The sequence below is a fragment of the Microvirga sp. Mcv34 genome (assembly GCF_024519725.1).
Lineage (GTDB): Bacteria > Pseudomonadota > Alphaproteobacteria > Rhizobiales > Beijerinckiaceae > Microvirga.
In genome coordinates this window covers 1-15924 of sequence record NZ_JALJRK010000092.1, presented here as the reverse complement: position 1 = coordinate 15924, position 15924 = coordinate 1, and the positions used below count along the sequence as shown (strand labels likewise).

Annotated in this window: 13 protein-coding genes and 1 pseudogene; 5 read left to right on the top strand and 9 right to left on the bottom strand. The window is 60.6% G+C overall.

From position 1 onward, the window contains the following. Positions 1-19 precede the first annotated feature (19 nt). On the bottom strand, positions 20-1009 hold the full coding sequence (locus OC446_RS25905) for an ABC transporter ATP-binding protein (protein WP_262031877.1): 990 nt from the start codon (positions 1007-1009) through the stop codon (positions 20-22). A 112-nt stretch (positions 1010-1121) separates the two neighbouring features. Between OC446_RS25905 and OC446_RS25900 the strand changes: the two genes are divergently transcribed. From OC446_RS25900 to OC446_RS25890, 3 genes are all read left to right on the top strand, one after another. Further along, complete coding sequence (locus OC446_RS25900; protein ID WP_262031876.1) at positions 1122-2066, top strand: ABC transporter permease; 945 nt, start codon at positions 1122-1124, stop codon at positions 2064-2066. Then, positions 2063-2911 (top strand): ABC transporter permease, encoded by an 849-nt coding sequence (locus OC446_RS25895; RefSeq protein WP_262031875.1) that lies wholly within the window; start codon positions 2063-2065, stop codon positions 2909-2911. The genes OC446_RS25900 and OC446_RS25895 overlap by 4 nt, the downstream gene beginning before the upstream one ends. A gap of 80 nt (positions 2912-2991) precedes the next feature. Next, a complete protein-coding gene (locus OC446_RS25890) occupies positions 2992-4467 on the top strand; it encodes an ABC transporter substrate-binding protein (RefSeq protein ID WP_262031874.1) in 1476 nt (491 codons plus the stop codon). A gap of 457 nt (positions 4468-4924) precedes the next feature. On the opposite strand, the gene OC446_RS25885 is transcribed toward OC446_RS25890, so the two are convergent. Together OC446_RS25885 and OC446_RS25880 are read right to left on the bottom strand one after the other, a co-directional pair. Beyond that, entirely contained in the window at positions 4925-6172 is a 1248-nt protein-coding gene (locus OC446_RS25885; RefSeq protein ID WP_262031873.1) for an MFS transporter, read from the bottom strand. A 214-nt stretch (positions 6173-6386) separates the two neighbouring features. Further along, complete coding sequence (locus tag OC446_RS25880; RefSeq protein ID WP_262031872.1) at positions 6387-7781, bottom strand: M20 family metallopeptidase; 1395 nt, start codon at positions 7779-7781, stop codon at positions 6387-6389. Positions 7782-8200: 419 nt separating this feature from the next. Between OC446_RS25880 and OC446_RS31145 the strand changes: the two genes are divergently transcribed. After that, positions 8201-8575 carry a hypothetical protein gene (locus OC446_RS31145; RefSeq protein ID WP_410055145.1) on the top strand — a complete coding sequence of 125 codons (375 nt, stop codon included), beginning with the start codon at positions 8201-8203 and terminating at the stop codon, positions 8573-8575. Here the strand turns inward: OC446_RS31145 and OC446_RS25870 are convergent. The 4 genes and pseudogenes from OC446_RS25870 to OC446_RS25855 all read right to left on the bottom strand — a co-directional run. After that, positions 8496-8885: pseudogene (locus OC446_RS25870) on the bottom strand (transposase); the annotation flags it as partial. The gene OC446_RS31145 and the pseudogene OC446_RS25870 sit on opposite strands and share 80 nt — an antisense overlap. Positions 8886-9503: 618 nt before the next feature. Continuing rightward, on the bottom strand, positions 9504-10439 hold the full coding sequence (locus OC446_RS25865; RefSeq protein ID WP_262031871.1) for an MBL fold metallo-hydrolase: 936 nt from the start codon (positions 10437-10439) through the stop codon (positions 9504-9506). 39 nt (positions 10440-10478) lie between these two features. Then, positions 10479-11501 (bottom strand): amino acid ABC transporter substrate-binding protein, encoded by a 1023-nt coding sequence (locus OC446_RS25860; protein WP_262031870.1) that lies wholly within the window; start codon positions 11499-11501, stop codon positions 10479-10481. 85 nt (positions 11502-11586) lie between these two features. After that, on the bottom strand, positions 11587-12567 hold the full coding sequence (locus OC446_RS25855; protein ID WP_262031869.1) for a N(4)-(beta-N-acetylglucosaminyl)-L-asparaginase: 981 nt from the start codon (positions 12565-12567) through the stop codon (positions 11587-11589). Between the two features lie 348 nt (positions 12568-12915). On the opposite strand from OC446_RS25855, the gene OC446_RS25850 reads away from it, so the two are divergent. Beyond that, positions 12916-13836 carry a LysR substrate-binding domain-containing protein gene (locus OC446_RS25850; protein WP_262031868.1) on the top strand — a complete coding sequence of 307 codons (921 nt, stop codon included), beginning with the start codon at positions 12916-12918 and terminating at the stop codon, positions 13834-13836. Between the two features lie 150 nt (positions 13837-13986). Here the strand turns inward: OC446_RS25850 and OC446_RS25845 are convergent, their stop codons facing one another. After that, complete coding sequence (locus tag OC446_RS25845; RefSeq protein ID WP_262031878.1) at positions 13987-14865, bottom strand: pyridoxal-phosphate dependent enzyme; 879 nt, start codon at positions 14863-14865, stop codon at positions 13987-13989. An 843-nt stretch (positions 14866-15708) separates the two neighbouring features. Beyond that, the coding region (locus tag OC446_RS25840; protein ID WP_262031867.1) for a hypothetical protein at positions 15709-15924 on the bottom strand (216 nt) is incomplete at its 5' end.

Here is a 15924-nt window from a genome sequence, read left to right as displayed (position 1 = left end):
ACGGAGAGCAGTGGATTGCTCATGGAACGGGACCCTCAACCGGCGCCCGCCAACACGCGACCTGGTGGCCGGGCGTGATCTCGCGCAGCGGGGGGTAGCTCATGCGACATCGCTCGACAGCAAACGGGCAACGTGGCGCAAAGCGGCAACCCGGGGGCATTGCGCCTGCTGCGGGCACTTGTCCATCGATCGATGCGAGCGTGCGCCCGACATCGCCAGCCCGCGGCATCGCCGCGAACAGCGCAAGGGTATAGGGGTGCTGCGGATCGGCGAAGATGTCCTCTCGCCGTCCACGCTCGACAATCCGCCCCGCGTACATCACGGCGATTTCGTCAGCGATCTCGGCCACCACAGCAAGGTTATGGGTGATGAATAGCACGGCAGTGCCGAGTTCCTCCCGGAGCTCATCGATCAGCGCCAGGATCTGGCTTTGGATCGTCACATCAAGGGCTGTTGTCGGCTCGTCAGCGATTAAGAGGGCAGGGCGGCACACAAGTGCGATCGCAATCATCACGCGTTGGCGCATTCCGCCCGAGAGTTGGTGGGGGTAGACATCGAGGCGTTCTTCGGCCGCAGGAATCTGGACTCGCTTGAGCATGGCCAGTGCAGCAGCCCGCGCTTCCGCCTGGGAGACCTGCTGGTGTTGGAGAAGCGCTTCCATGATCTGCTCGCCAACCGTCATCACAGGGTTGAGAGACGTCATGGGTTCTTGAAACACCATGGCAAGGCGGTTCCCGCGTAGCCCCTCCATGTCGCGCTCGGAAAGGGCCAACAGATCGAGACCTTCAAAGGTCATGAGATCGGCCTGAATTTTCGCGTTTGGCTGCAACAATCGCATCAGGGAGAGAGCGGTCAGGCTTTTGCCAGAGCCAGACTCACCGACCAGGCAAAGAAGTTGCCGAGGAGCAAGCGTAAGATCAACCCCATCCACAATGGGTGGTCCGCCGAATGCAATCCGCAGATTCTGCACCGTTAGTAGGGCAGTGTTACGGGATGGCTCGTTTCCCATGAGGACCGCGGAGGCTCCGTGAAAAGTTTCCTCGAGGCATTGACACCCAAGCTCAGCATAAGTGAGTATCAGGCTATCTGAACCGGTTCAAGCGGTATGGAGGCGGAGCGCAGTGGGAAATTTTCTGCTGTCAAGAATAGCCAGCCTGATCCCAATTTTGTTTGGTACCTCGCTTGTCGCGTTCTTTCTCGTGCGCCTCATTCCAGGAGACCCTGCCATTGCACTGCTTGGCCTGGAAGCAGACGAGCAGGCAATCGCTGCGCTACGTGCAAAGCTCGCCCTCGATCAGCCACTGGTTCTTCAATATGTCGCGTGGCTCAAGCAGATCCTCACCGGTGACTTTGGGCGCTCTATTCAAGGAGGGCGAGAGGTATTCCCATTGTTGATCGGCGCCCTCGGGCCAACAGCGCTCTTGTCCGTTGCCGCTTTGCTGATCTCGTTGGTCATCGCAATCCCGGCTGGCATTGTCGCGGCGACCCGCCGTAACAGCCTCGCAGATTACGGCGCATCGTTTGCCGCGCTCTGCGGCCTTTCAATGCCGAGCTTCTGGTTGGGCGTGCTTCTCATCCTTACCTTCTCGATTTACGTTCCAATCCTGCCAGCCTCTGGCTATGTCTCACCGCTTGTTGATCCTCTCAGGTTTTTGAGTTTTCTGGTCCTTCCAGCGCTGACGCTTGGCGCGGCCTTGGCAGCCGCGACCATGCGGATGACTCGTGCCACCATGCTCGAGGTGTTACGCGCCGACTATGTGCGCACGGCCCGAGCCAAAGGCATCCCAGCTCGTAAGGTTATTTGGCGCCATGCCTTCCGCAATGCGCAGATCCCGATCGTGACATTGCTTGGTATCCAAATGGGGCAACTCCTGGGTGGCGTGGTGATCACGGAGACCGTGTTTTCCTGGCCAGGTATCGGCAAGCTCACCGTGGATGCGATTTTTGCCCGCGACTACCCGGTGGTTCAGGGGGCTGTCTTGCTTACCGCCACGCTTTTCGTGCTTATCAATCTGCTCACCGATATTATCTACACGCTGATTGACCCACGGGTGAGCCTCGCATGAGCGCCGTGGTTACGCCAGGTGTGACTTTCGCCAGAGGCTTAGTGCGGGACAGGCGCGCAGCGCTCGGCTTTACGCTCGTTCTGATTGCGGTTCTCGCCGCGATTGCGGCGCCACTGATTGCCCCCTTCGATCCAGATACACCGGATTTTGGTGCGGCCCTTGCGCCACCCTCGGTCATGCACCTGCTTGGGACGGACGATTTGGGGCGCGATGTTCTCTCCCGTGTGATCTTCGGGGCCCGCATTTCTTTGTTTGTAGGTTTTTTTAGTGTTGCCGGAGCTCTGGTCCTAGGAACGGGGTTGGGGCTGGTTGCAGGATACTTTGGGGGCCTTGCAGATAGCATCATCATGCGCGTGATGGACGTGGTCTTCGCGTTTCCGAGCATTTTGCTCGCGCTTGCGATTGCTGCGGTTCTGGGACCGAGCCTCGTGAATGCTGTCTTGGCGATTGCTATTGTCAACCTGCCCGTCTTCGCGCGCATCGCCCGCGCCCAAACCTTGGTGGTGCGTCAGCTGGATTTCGTTGAGGCGAAACGTGCACTCGGGTTTGGAACTGCGAATATTCTGTTCCGAACGGTGATGCCCAATACCCTCGCGCCCATCATCGTGCAGGGGTCGCTCCTATTCGCGGCGGCAATCATCACCGAGTCCTACCTTTCGTTTCTTGGCCTCGGGGCGCAGCCACCAACCCCAACGTGGGGCAACATGCTGCGCAACGCGATTGGCTTCCTTGATTTCGCTCCCTGGCTGGCTTGGTTCCCCGGGGCTGCGATCTTCCTCACTGTCCTCGGCTTCAACCTCTTGGGAGATGCACTTCGCGATACCTTCGATCCGCGGGAGGGCTGAGACATGACCATAACCAGAACGGGAACTCAACGAGCAGGAGACAGAAGATGTTGAGGAGGACTTTGTTAAAGGGCCTAGTCATGAGCGTCGCACTTGTGTCGCTCATGAACGGCACAAGTGCCTTGGCGCAGGCTGGCAAGACGCTAGACGTCGCGATTGTGTCGGATCCGGTCACGCTAGATCCAGCCTTAATGGCTTCGTTTTTCGAACTGTCGGTGCAGTACAATATTCATGAGCCGCTGCTGCACGTCACCCCTGACCTCAAGATCGAGCCTGGCCTTGCGAGCGTGACGACACCCGATGACAAGACCTACGTTTTAACCCTGAAGCCAAATCTCACGTTTCATGATGGGACTGCGCTAGACGCTGCCGCGGTCAAAGCAAACTTTGACCGCATGCTCGACCCGAGCCTGGCCTCTCCGCGCCGCTCCGAGCTTGGGCCGATCGACTCGGTGGAAGCTACTGGCCCTCTTCAGGTAACAGTCAAGCTCAAGACGCCATACGCTCCATTTCTGCAGGTTCTGGCCAACCGCGCTGGCATGATGGTCTCGCCAACCGCGGTTAAGTCACTCCAGGCGGACTTCGCCACAAAGGCTGTCGGGGCTGGCCCGTATAAGGTTGTGAGCTGGACGAAGAATTCTGAGCTCGTCCTAGAAGCCTTTGATGGCTACTGGCGGGGCGCTCCCGCCATCAAGCGTATCGTGTTTCGGCCCATTCCTGATGAAACCGTACGCCTGACGAATCTGCGTTCCGGCACCGTGCAGCTTATCGATAGCGTTCCTCCTCAGACGGTGGCACAGGTTGGTCGCGAGAGTGGCCTTACCCTCAGCCAAAGCCCCGGTCTGGGGTTTAATGCCTTTTCGCTCAACACGACTCGCCCGCCGTTCAATGATGCAAAGGTCCGCAAGGCCTTTAGCATGGCTGTAAACCCGCAGATCGTGCAGCGGACAGTCTATTTTGGGACGGGGGCAGTGTCCTATGGACCAATCCCACCGTCGATTGCTTGGGCCTATGACAAGAACCTTCAGCCGCCACGCGGCGATGCCGCTGCGGCGAAAAAGCTTTTGACCGAGGCTGGCAAAAGTGAGCCAGTCCCCGTGACGATTACGGTAACTAACTCCCCGATTCAGATCCGTACTGCAGAAATAATACAAGCTCAGGCTAATCAAGCTGGCTTCAAGGTTGATATTAAGCAGATTGACCCGACCAGCCTTATCACAGTCCTACGGCAGAAAGACTTCGACCTCTGCATGTCGCCCTGGTCGGGGCGGTCGGATCCTGACGGCAATATGTACAATTACTTCACCAAGTCAGGTCCCAACAACTTCGCGGGATACCAGAGCGAGAAGGTGGACGAGCTTCTCCAGAAAGCTCGCACCACTGCCGGAGAGGAGGCGCGTGCGCCACTCTACCGCGAGGCGCAAGCCCAGATCGCGGAAGATGCACCGATGCTGTTTCTTACCTTCCCGGCGACGCTTCAAGCGTCACAGAAAGCTCTAACTTGGTTACAATATCCTGATGGGGCGTTCCGCCTGCAGTTTGCTAAGTTCAACTAACCGCATGTTGGCCTAGAGCTTATCTTGGTCTGACTTTTCGAAGCATCGAGGGTGTCGTTTACAACGACACCCCAACCGACCGCGATTCAAATCAGATCGCCTTATCTGTTTTCCTTATCAGGGACGCCTGGTGAGTTGGTTCCGTTCTCTTGTTCCGGGGACTCTGATCAAGCCCTTTGAGCGGCCCATTCCGTCAGTTCGGCTGATATCACCTGTCGAGTCATGGTTCTCTCCGCGGTCGGCAGAGACCGCCGCATGATGAGGGCGGAAGCCTCAGCCTCGCTATGTTGCATACACGGTCAATCTGCTCCCTGAGGGTTGCATTAACTTTGGGAGACACAATCCGTAGCGCCTTTGCTCCGATCAAAAGCTACTGCATGCTGTCGCTGGACAGGTTGATGCAACAGAGCCGATGCCCTTGGGCCCTTGTCGCTGCCAGGGCCGGCTGGTGGGCGGCTCAGGCCAATTCCGCCCCGCGGCGCTCGGGGATCAGGAGGAGCAGAGCGAGCAGATCGAGAACGTAGAGAAGCGCCAGGAGGGCGATCGCCGTCTCGAAGCCGTAGGCGCCTGCCACGAGTCCAACCACGAGAGGCCCAAAGCCGCCGATCGCCCGGCCGATGTTGAACAGCACGTTCTGAGCCGTCGCACGGGCCGCGGTCGGAAACAGCTCGCTGATTAGAGCGCCGTAGCCGCCGAGCATGCCGTTGACGAAAAAGCCCATGACGGCGCCCGTCACCAGAAGGGCCGTGGGATCGCTCAGGCGGGAATAGATCAGCACCAAGGCGGCCGCGCCGGTCATGTAGGCGAAGAAGGCCGGACGGCGGCCGATGCGGTCGGCGATGTGGCCGAACACGAAGATGCCCGCGGCCATTCCCGCGATGGTCACGGCCGTCCACATGGCGGATTTGGTGAGACCGAAGCCGAACCGGTTGGCGAGGTAGTTGGGCAGCCAGATCATCACGCCGTAATAACCGAAGTTCTGAACCGAGCAGAGGATGATCATGCCCAGGCTCAGCTTGGTGGTTTCCCGGTCCTTGACGAGGAGGGACAGGGGATTCTCCTTGCGGCCCGTTCGCGCGTGCTTGAGGAACACCTCCGGCTCGTGCACCGAACGGCGGATGAAGGACGCCACGAGCGCTGGCGCCACGCCGACCACGAACATGCCCCGCCACCCGATAATCGGGAGCAGGACGGGGGTCAGGAGGGCCGCCGCCAGCACGCCCATCTGCCAGCCGAGGCCCACATAGGACGAGGCCCGCGCCCGCCAATTGGCCGGGATCGCCTCCGCCACCAGCGCCATGCCGATGCCGAATTCGCCGCCGAGGCCAAGGCCGGCCACCGTGCGATAGAACAGCAGGTCCCAATAGCCCCTGGCCAGGGCCGACAGGCCCGTGAACACCGCGAACAGGATGATCGTCCAGGTCAGGACGCGAACCCGTCCGAGCCGGTCCGCCAGCATTCCGAACAGCACACCGCCGACGACCGCTCCGACGAGGGTGGCGGTCACCAGGGAGGCCCCTTGAGCCGGGCTGAGATGGAGATCCAGAGAGATCGCGCTCAGGATGAAGCCGAGGATCAGGAAGTCGAACCCGTCCATGGCATAGCCGAGGGCCGATCCCCAGACGGCCTTTGCGGCCTTTCTGTCCCGGTGGAGCGAGGCCGATAAGGGTTCCCCATCCGGGGTCGAACAATGAGCTTCAGACATGGGACAGGAACCTCGGCAGGGGCGCGAAGGGGAGCACGAGCAGAACGTGGATTGCGAGGAGCGACATAACACCGTCTCGGCCGTTCGGCACAAGAGGGAGCCCGTCCATATTCGCGTCTGTCACGCTGAAAAGGTGTGCACCCGCCGGGGACGGTTCCGCCGGCCGACCGGAGACGGGACGATTGCAGGCGCGCCTATCTCCGATCCCGTCCGGCTAGCGGTCGAGGGGCGGCGTATCGCCGGTGCCGAGATCCCAGTAGAGCCCCGCCATCACGGCCAGACCCTCGCGGGCAATCGCAACGGGCAGGTGCTCGTTCGGGGCATGCTGAGAGCAGCCCGGATAGGAATGCGGAACCCAGATCGTCCGCAGCTCCAGAACCTCCGAGAAGATGTCGTTCGGCAGCGATCCGCCGAGATTGGGCAGAAGCGCCGGCTTCTTGCCGGTGGTCTTGGCAAGGGAGTTGATCGCCCAGGTCACCCAGGGATCCTCGGGATCGAGGCGCGTCGCGTGGAAGATCTCGTCGCGGCTCTTGGCGATCCGCACCATCGGGAAGCCATGGCGGTCGAGATGGCGGCGCAGGGCCGGCAGAACCTCTTCCGGATCGATGCCGACCACGAAACGGAGCTGGCAGCGCGCCCAGGCGTTCGGCGGCACCGCGTTGACAGGCGTTTCGGGCACGCCGGACTTCATGGCGAGCACATCGAAGGAGCACCATCCGAACACCTGCTCGGCCGGCGTCAGGCCGGGCTCACCCCATTCCGGGTCAATGGTCGGGCCATCCGGGCCGCCGTCGACCACGCAATCCGCGAGGGCCCGGCGCACGGCGGTGGGGAGTTCTTTCGGCACCCATTCGTGAATGCGGATCTGGCCGGTCGGCGAGGCGATGCTGGCGATGGCGTGGGCGAGCTGGATGGCAGGGTCCGAGAGCAGGCCGCCCCAGTTGCCCGAATGATGTCCGCCGTCGCGGGCCTTGATCGTCAGGTCGAAGGTGACGCCGCCGCGCGAGCCGAGAAAGATCGTCGGCCGCTCCGCGTTGAGGCGCGGCCCGTCGGACGCGATAAGCACATCGGCCTTGAGCAGGTCCTTCTGCTCGGCGCACAGGTCGCGCAGACCCGGGGAGCCGATCTCCTCGCCCATCTCGATCAGATATTTGGCATTGAAGCCGAGCTTGCCGCGGGTCTCGAGAACGGCCTTCAGGCCCGCTATATTGATGACGTGCTGGCCCTTGTTGTCGACCACACCGCGGCCGTACCAGCGGTCGCCGACTTCCGTGAGCGTCCACGGGGATAGACCTTCGTTCCAAGCGCTGTCGAGGCCGCGGATCACGTCCCCATGACCATAGCCGAAGACCGTTGGGAGCGCCGGGTCCTCGATGCGCTCGGCATAGAGGAAGGGTCCCTTCGCATTGGGGTGGTGGAGCGTCCTGCAGGTGAAGCCGAGGCTTTCGAGCAGGGGGCGCATCTCCGTCTCGATATAGGCCGTGAGCACCTCAGCGCGATCCGGGTTCTGGCTTTCGGTCGGCATGGCGATCAGACGAGCCAGATCGGTCTTCAGGTCACCCGAGTCGAAATACTGCCCAGCCTTCGCAACGGCTGTCTCGCGGGTCATTGGGCTTTTTCCTTTTGCTTGTTCGTTGGAGGGCGTCGTCATGTCTGGATGGCGCCCGTTTGGCAATGGGATTATTGATGATGCTTGGGCCTCGCGGGGCGGGTGCGGTCATGTCTCCGGCCGTCGAACGCGGTACTTCATGACCGCTGGCCCTGATGTTTTGCGCTGGAATCTGGTCCCTCTCAACTTATCGCGCTTGGCTGACGCAAGACGATGCCAAGGGCTTGCCAGTTCCAGCGGCCCATATCCGCTTGGCTTCACATCATCTTGGAGTGCGCCCCTCGAGATGGACGGATCGGCACTGAGGAGTTGACTAGGTCTGCCGGGCTCTCGGAGACTAAAGCCCATGGTGAAGAACCGCACCCACAGCATCGACGTCAAACGCCAGGTGGCGGCAGGACTACCTCGCCGGCGAGCCCCTGCACAGCCTGGCCCGGCGCCACGACCTGTCGCGCAAGCTGATCCGGATCTGGGTCCGGAAGTACGAGGCCAGTGCCCTCGATGAGGACACGGCCGCGGCCGCATTGCTCCAGGAGTACGAGGCGCGGATTGCCGCCCTCGAGCGGCTGGTCGGCAAGCAGGCTCTCGAGTTGGAATTTCTTAAGGGGGCTCTGAAGCACACACCCCGGCAGAGAAGCTCAGCGGCACGAAGACGGCGGTCGCCGAGGTGGACTGCTCCCGGCGCCAGCTCCTGGCATAGCGGCGCACGGAATCACGGCACAGAGCCACGAACTGGCGGCAGGTGGCGCAGATCGCCGCGGCGTTGTCGCGTCGGAAGTCGGCGATGGTCTTGAAGTCGGGTGCGAGTTGGCCCGTGAGCCAGATCAGTTCGAGATTGCGACCGGCCTCACGCTCAAGGCGGCGGCTGGAGGGCACCCGGTGCAGGTGGCCGTAGAGGTAGATCTTGAGCAGAATGGCCGGATGGTAAGCGGGTCGTCCTGTGGCGGCGGGCTGGGCTCGGGTGAAGCCGAGAGCCTGGAGATCGAGTTCATCGATGAAGGCGTCAATCACCCGCACCGGATTGTCTTGTGTCACGTAGTCGTCCAAGCACTCGGGAAGCAGAAGCGTCTGCCGGCGGTCTTTGCCTTCGATAAAGCGAGCCATCTTGGCCTCCTGGATCCGCTGGAAAGTCTACCAGATCAGCACGTTTCCACACAGCCTCGCGAGGAGCAGCGGACGTTCCAGAGGTCACCGGATCGTCAGTGCGTGCCCCTAAGACGACATTCTATCGGGCAATAGCGCAAGACGTGATCCGAGTGGTCAGACGAGCGGTTCACGCCTTCTAGGGAGAGTGCTTCAGTTCTGGCAACGGGAATGAGGAGCCTGATCGACCACTCGCCAGCAACAATGGCGTTTGCCGCAAATGCGCACGTACTTTCTGTTTCTAAACCTTTTGCCGCCGCTATTGCTTGAGAATCTTGGCGTAAGCCCGCCATAATTCAGGCTCCGCTCGTAGATGGTTTCGTAGCTGACCACGACACCTCGGGTTGCCGGGATCAAATCGGCCCCTGCAAGCTCAGGCTGAAAAGTTGATACAGCCAGATGGTCTGATTGATAACTTCAGCCGGGGAGCAGAAACTCCGGTAGGAGTCTATGTGTCGTGCCCATACCCGATACTCTGCCGCAACCCTGATCTGTGGCCAAACTGAAATCGTGGGAAGAGCGGCGCTCCTCAGCTCCCAATCCGTGACGTGATTCAGGGAGGCTCAAACAGGGCAAGATCTAACCCTCAGCAGCACCAAGCGCCTGCATTCTCGCAACATTATGCTTATGAACTTTCTCATAAGGCGGAAAAACACTGATGCGCCTCAAGGCGAGGTCGTCCTCAATCCAATCGCTAAGCGGTGCCTTGGCGAGTTCCGGCTCCGACCTGCTTCGAATAAGCGTCTGCACATAGTGGATCGTCGCCGCAATGAGGCCAGGTTCATAGCCACCTGCAGCGATGACGTTGGGGTCCCCATGGTTTGGCAAGATCCGGCGGATAGGCCACGCAGCGATACGCTGCAGGTCGACTAAGTGGATTGCGAGCCGGTCCGGTTCTGCCACGTATGTGATGGGATCCTCCAAGGCGTCCCCGGCGAACAGTAGGTCTATCTCGGGGAGGAGGAGAAGCGTGCCGTCGCGGCTATGAATGTCCACATGGCGCAGCTCGACCGAGATATTCCCGACTTGGAGCTGAAGCATTTCCTCATAAGTTCTCATCGGCCCGACCAGGGGCTTGATAGGAGGGCTCCCGGTCTCGATCGACACGCGTTGCTCATCAAGCGCCTGGGCGGTGAGGGAGTGGGCGATGATCTCGCAATCAGCAAATACCTCGTTGCCAGCGATGTGGTCCCTGTGCCAGTGGCTCAGAACAACCTTAATTCTGTCAACGCCGCGGGCCGTGAGCATCGCACGGATCCGGCGGGCATGGGCCAGGGAGATGTGCGTGTCATAGACCAGCGCCTCGGCGCCGCTCAGAATGGCATAGGTGCAGATGCCAAGCTCGTAGGCCCCGTCGTCGAGCCAGTTGGGTTCCCCTGAATAGGCACGCGCGCCCGCCACGCGCCCATCGTAGAATGCCAATACGTTGGGAGCCGGTTGAAAGACGCGCAGTGTGGCTGCGAGTTCAGGTATAGGGTTTTCCAACGCAGTCTCCCGGGCATCGAGGGTGGGCACGGATCTGGTTCCGTACCCGCCATTTGTCAGGACAGATGTTCAGCGGATCGGGGGAGCGAAGTGAATGCCTCCCTGTGACCAGAGGTTATTCAGCCCACGGGGGAGTCCGATCCTGCTCTTGGAACCGAGATTGCGCTCGAACGACTCGCCGTAGTTTCCAACATGCCGGACGATCCGGGCGACCCAGTCTGTGGTGAGCCCAAGTCCCTCACCGAATTTCCCCTCTGCTCCTAGGAGACGACGAACCTCCGGGTTTTCCGATCTCACCATGTCGTCGACATTCGCTTGGGTGACACCGAGTTCTTCCGCATTGAGCAGCGCGAACACCGTCCATCGCACAATGTCGAACCACTGATCATCGCCCTGACGCACATACGGGCCGAGCGGCTCCTTCGAGATCACCTCCGGAAGCAGGGTGTGTTCGTCCGGATTGGCCATCTTCAACCGGTACGAGACCAGTTGCGACATGTCGGTGGTGAGCGCATCACAGCGGCCGCCCTCGTAAGCCTTAACCGTGTCGTCGATCTCCTGGAAGGTTACGATGTTGTACTTGAGGCCATGGCTGCGGAAGTAGTCCGCCAGGTTCAGTTCGTTCGTGGTGCCCTGGACGGTGCAGATCGAGGCTCCGTCAAGCTCCTTGATGGACTTCAGGTTGGCGTCCTTCCTGACCTGGAAGCCCTGTCCATCATAGTAGTTCACAGCTGTAAAATTGAGGCCCTGACCGGCATCCCGGCTCAACGTCCACGTGGTTGTCCGCGGCAGGACGTCGATCTCGCCACTCTGGAGCGCGGTAAGCCGATCTTTGCTGGAGAGCGGCACGAATCTTGTCTTGGAAGGGTCGTTGAAGATCGCGGCAGCCAAGGCACGGCATATGTCGATGTCGATCCCCGACCAGTTGCCCTGATTGTCGGGCATTCCAAACCCGGCGACACCGGGGCTTGCTCCGCAGAGGATATGGCCCCGCTCCTTGATCTTGCCAAGCGTGCCCTGCGCCAATGCGGGCGAACTCAATCCGACCGCTCCGGCTACCATGATCAATGCAGTCTTTGCCAAGCGCAGCATGTTCTTCTCCTCCCAGGTTGGCTTGTTAGAGTCCCCGACCGATCAGCCTGAAACCGGCGGCGATTTGGCGTGGCCCGCAGTTCTGCTACAGGCCCATCTGCTCATATCGCCGATGGGCTGTGGATTTTGGCGCCGGGTCGTCACTGATGGCGATGATCTCAGGCCGGCAACTGATCGGGGCCGCCAGTTCGTCTCGCCAGATCCAGTAGTGGTTCTCCGGCGTCCCGTTGACGGCAACGACCTTATGCCCTCCTGCCGCATCGATGGCGTGGATCGTCACCCGCCCGATCAGGCCGCCCTTAAGGGAACGCATGTCGGCCACAGCCTCATGAACCGCCTCTTCAACGGACATCCCCATCTTCATGTACAGCACGACGGCCCGGGCGGTGCCTGCGCGGATGCTCATCTCCCCGACCCCTGTGCAGGCGCATGCTCCATAGCGCGTGTCGGCATAGGAACCGGCTCCAATAACTGGGCTGTCACCGAGCCGGCCGGGGTACTTCCACCCCCATCCCGATGTGCTCGTGCCCGCGGCGATGTTGCCGGCGCTGTCCTGACCAACGAAGACCGTGGTGTCGCGTCCGACCTCCGGGTCGATGGCATGCCGGCATAAGTCCGCCATCGGCACGTCCGGCCAGCGGTTGCGCTCACCCTCGCTGACCTCGTCTTCAAACCAATGGCGCCACGCCGTGCGGGCATGGGGCATCAGGAGTTCCCCCGCCTGCGCGCCGATTTCCACCGCGAAACGCATCGCCCCTTCTCCGACCAGAAGTTCATGCGGGAGCCGCTCAAGAACCTGCCGTGCCACACTCACAGGATGAAGGAAGCCCTTCAGGGCACCGACCGCGCCTGTCCGGAGGGTCGTGCCGTCCATCACTGACGCATCAAGCTCGACCTCGCCCAGCAGATTGGGCCATCCCCCACGACCAACGGTCCGCACCGTCTCGTCGGCTTCGACGAGACGGACGCCCGCTTCGATGGCATCCAAGCAAGCGGCACCCTGCTCCAGCAGCTTCGCCGTGGTCGGAATCCCTGACGCACCTTCGTTGTTCGTAACAATGATCATGAGTGCCGCAATTCAATTCTTGAAAAGTGAGCAGATCGGACCCACTCCCGAGCGATCAGGCTGGGTGGAACGCGTCGGAGGAGAGGATGCCACGGCACCTCGGAGAGGGGCATCAATTCTCCGGCTTCGTGCAACGGCACCCTGGTCGCTGCAATCAGCCCAACGCTCAGGCGCCGAAGTCATTGGTCTCATCCCGAACCTCCTAGACAAACAGGACTTATGCATAAATGAATAAGATATGCAAATTATATTCAAATACTCATAATTTGAAGGGAAGCTGAGCCTTGCCTAGTGGGCAGAGATCAGTGATGTCCACTGGGCCGGCTACGCGAGGGTTGAGGATTCGTCATGATTGATTTCCGCCACATCGATGCCTTCAGAGCGGTGATGAAGTCCGAAAACATGATCCAGGCAGCCAGGATGATAGGTGCATCACAACCTGGCATCAGCAGGTTGATCGCCGACCTTGAGCGGCTGAGCGGCGTAAAGCTCTTCGACCGCACGCGAGCAAAGCTCAACCCGACCCCGGAGGCCTATGCGCTTTTTGACGAGGTCGAGCGCCGCTATGCAGGCTTGAACGCAATCCGTGAGTTCGCCCAAAGCCTGAGGGAGCACGCGTCCTCCCCTGTCCGTTTTGGGACGGTCATGTCATTCGGTATCGGGTTTGCGGGCCGGGCGATTGCCGCTCTCAAGGTGGCCCAGCCTCAAGCTCGGATCTCCCACCTGACCGGTTCATCCGCCTTGATCGCGGCTCAAGTTGCCGCGAGAACCTGCGACATCGGGCTGGTGACGGACAACGCTGATGTGTCGACAGTATCCAGTTCGATGTTTGCCGTGATGGATCTGGTCTGCGCCGTTCCGAGCGACAGTGCGTTGGCAAGGTCGCGGACAATCACAGCCAAGATGTTGATGGGCCAGAATATCATAGCCTACCCACGGGAGGACATGATCCGTTGGGGTCTGGCAAGCCTTCTGGAGGAGGTCGGGGCCGGTCATCAGGTGGCCTCGGTCGAGACGCCATACTCCGCAAGCATCTGTGCGTTCGTTCGGGAGGGAATTGGCATCGGTTTTGTTCATCCGGCTGCAGCTTACGACTTCCTCGGCAGTGGGATCGCTCTCAGAAGGTTTGAGCGATCATTGCCGGTTCGGACTTTGCTTATCAAAGGCATCGGCACACCCCTGTCCGCTACGGCTGACCAACTCGGCGGGATCCTGGCGGAGACGCTCAAATCGACGGAGAAAGCCGTCAGCAAGGCTCTAATGCAATAGCGTCGTCACGGCTCACCCTAACGAGACTTGCTTTGTGCTCCTATCGATAGAGCATTTGAAGAAACGTGCCGAACTGACCGAGCGGCGCCCGATCCAGGCTACGCACGGGCCAGTCGCGCATTGGCGCCGGCCCGAGATCGGAAACACATGTCAGGTGATGTCTTCCCAGAGGTCGGTTGATAGGTATTTGAGCCCGCTATCGCGGACGACAAAAGCGATGGTTCCACCAACCTCCTTCCCCTGCAGCAGCTTGATAGCCGCGGCCAAGTTCGCCCCAGCGGAGTAGCCGCCGAAAATACCTTCGACCCGAGTTAAAAGATACGCATAGTGCCGTGCCTCGTTGCTGCTGACGGTCAGGTAGCCTGCCAACGGAGCCCCGGAGAGGTGGGTGAGATCAGCTATCGGGTAGCCCCCTCCCTGCATGGGGTGGTCGGGACGGCTAACATCGCCTCCAGCCAGCGCTTCGGCGCCCTCGGGTTCGACCGCATAGCACCGTACCCCACGCGGCGTCAGAGCCCGCGCCACCCGGCCGAGTGTGCCGCCTGAACCAGCAAAATCGCAGAAAGCTGTTATGATCCCTGCCGATTGCATCCACAATTCGGCCGCGGTCCCCGCTTCATGGGCCGCTGGATTGCCAGGGTGCCGAAACTGGTCGGCGCGGAAGGCATCACGGATCGCCGTGATCCGTTGTGCTTCAGCCTCGACAAGTGATAGATCCGACCCCGTAACCTGCCCTGGAGTACCACCAGGGGCCTTTGGTACCAGCACAACCTCGGCACCAGGCGCAGCCATCATCCGAGCGCGTTCGCGCGAGTTTCCTGCACTCATGACTGCGATGAAAGGATGCCCCAGGACACCGCAGCAGATCGCCAGCCCTGGAGAGCTGAGGGCCAGAGCCCCTACCGCTGAAATTCTTTGTGTCGCCAAAGGCCGTAGATGGCCAGTATGGCTGCACCAGCGGCGGCAAAGTTGCCGAGCAGGATCATTGGAGATGCCTATCCCATGAATCCTCCGACTGTGAGGAAACATGAGAGTGCGCTCAATCCAAGTGCGCACGACGTTGCAGCGGATAACTCTCGCTCCATGGTGGCCCCCTTCGCGCTCGTGACGCGGCTCGCTGTCGTAAGGCATGGAAGTCAACCCTTAAGGCAGCGTAACGGTAGTTGTACTGTCATCTTGTGGTGCAGTGTGCTCGCCTTTGGGCTTCGAGCTACGACCGCTTCGGGGATGGAGCTACGGCTACTGTCCTCTCAAGTGCGAAGCATGCAAGAATTTGGCCCCGCGCGAAACGATCGCACGGGGCTTCACTATCGTTTCCGTCCTGCCTTACCAGCCACGGCCATAATACTCACGCCGCTCCCAATACGGCCGCTCATAATGGCGCCGCCACCAGGGTCGCGCCCATGGTGGAGGGCCATCGCCACGGCGCCAGTACGGACGGTCGTAGTAGCCCCGCGGCGGGCCTTCATACCGACGCTCGTAACGTGGCGGATCGTAGTACTGGATGCGCTGCACCAAGGTAGCAGAAGCGTCAGGGATGACCGCAGGCCAAGTTAACGGGTTCGCGGAGGCTGTCTGAGCTGCAAAGCCAGCGGCAGCAAGCGCAAGAGCAAAGGCCACTTTCTTCAACATGTTACCCTCCTCAGGGGAGGCATGTAGATTGTCCCCTGGGGCGTGAACCCGCTCTGAATGTCAGAATGTCTCGTTGTTCATCTTCCCTGCTTCTGCGGCGCGGCATGTTCAAGCCCTGAGGTGAGGTAGTCCGCGATGGGGGAGCTACGGCAGCTGTCCTCTCAAGTGCGAAATCTGCAAGAAATAAGCCCCGGCGAGATCATCGCACGGGGCTTCTTTATGCGTATACCGAAAGCCTTACTAGGTGGCGGCTGGGAACTTCATCAGCGTTGTAGCTCCGGCCCCGGCCATAAACGCTAGGAACAGGAAGCAACCCCATCCCTCCCGTTGCTTATAGCAAAGGAAAGCTCCGCAAATCACAGCGATGATGGCCAGCGCATTGGCGGCCAGGAACAATGACACTGTACCGCCCGCGGTTTTTGAGACACCGGATTGAAGCCTACGCGGCGGGTGATG

Coding starts and splice junctions, on each gene's coding strand:
- OC446_RS25845 (WP_262031878.1), bottom strand. CDS start 14,865: ATGTTTCCTCACAGTCGGAGGATTCATGGGATAGGCATCTCCAATGAT.
- OC446_RS25885 (WP_262031873.1), bottom strand. CDS start 6,172: ATGTCTGAAGCTCATTGTTCGACCCCGGATGGGGAACCCTTATCGGCC.
- OC446_RS25890 (WP_262031874.1), top strand. CDS start 2,992: ATGAGCGTCGCACTTGTGTCGCTCATGAACGGCACAAGTGCCTTGGCG.
- OC446_RS25895 (WP_262031875.1), top strand. CDS start 2,063: ATGAGCGCCGTGGTTACGCCAGGTGTGACTTTCGCCAGAGGCTTAGTG.
- OC446_RS25905 (WP_262031877.1), bottom strand. CDS start 1,009: ATGGGAAACGAGCCATCCCGTAACACTGCCCTACTAACGGTGCAGAAT.
- OC446_RS25880 (WP_262031872.1), bottom strand. CDS start 7,781: ATGACCCGCGAGACAGCCGTTGCGAAGGCTGGGCAGTATTTCGACTCG.
- OC446_RS25850 (WP_262031868.1), top strand. CDS start 12,916: ATGATTGATTTCCGCCACATCGATGCCTTCAGAGCGGTGATGAAGTCC.
- OC446_RS25860 (WP_262031870.1), bottom strand. CDS start 11,501: ATGCTGCGCTTGGCAAAGACTGCATTGATCATGGTAGCCGGAGCGGTC.
- OC446_RS25855 (WP_262031869.1), bottom strand. CDS start 12,567: ATGATCATTGTTACGAACAACGAAGGTGCGTCAGGGATTCCGACCACG.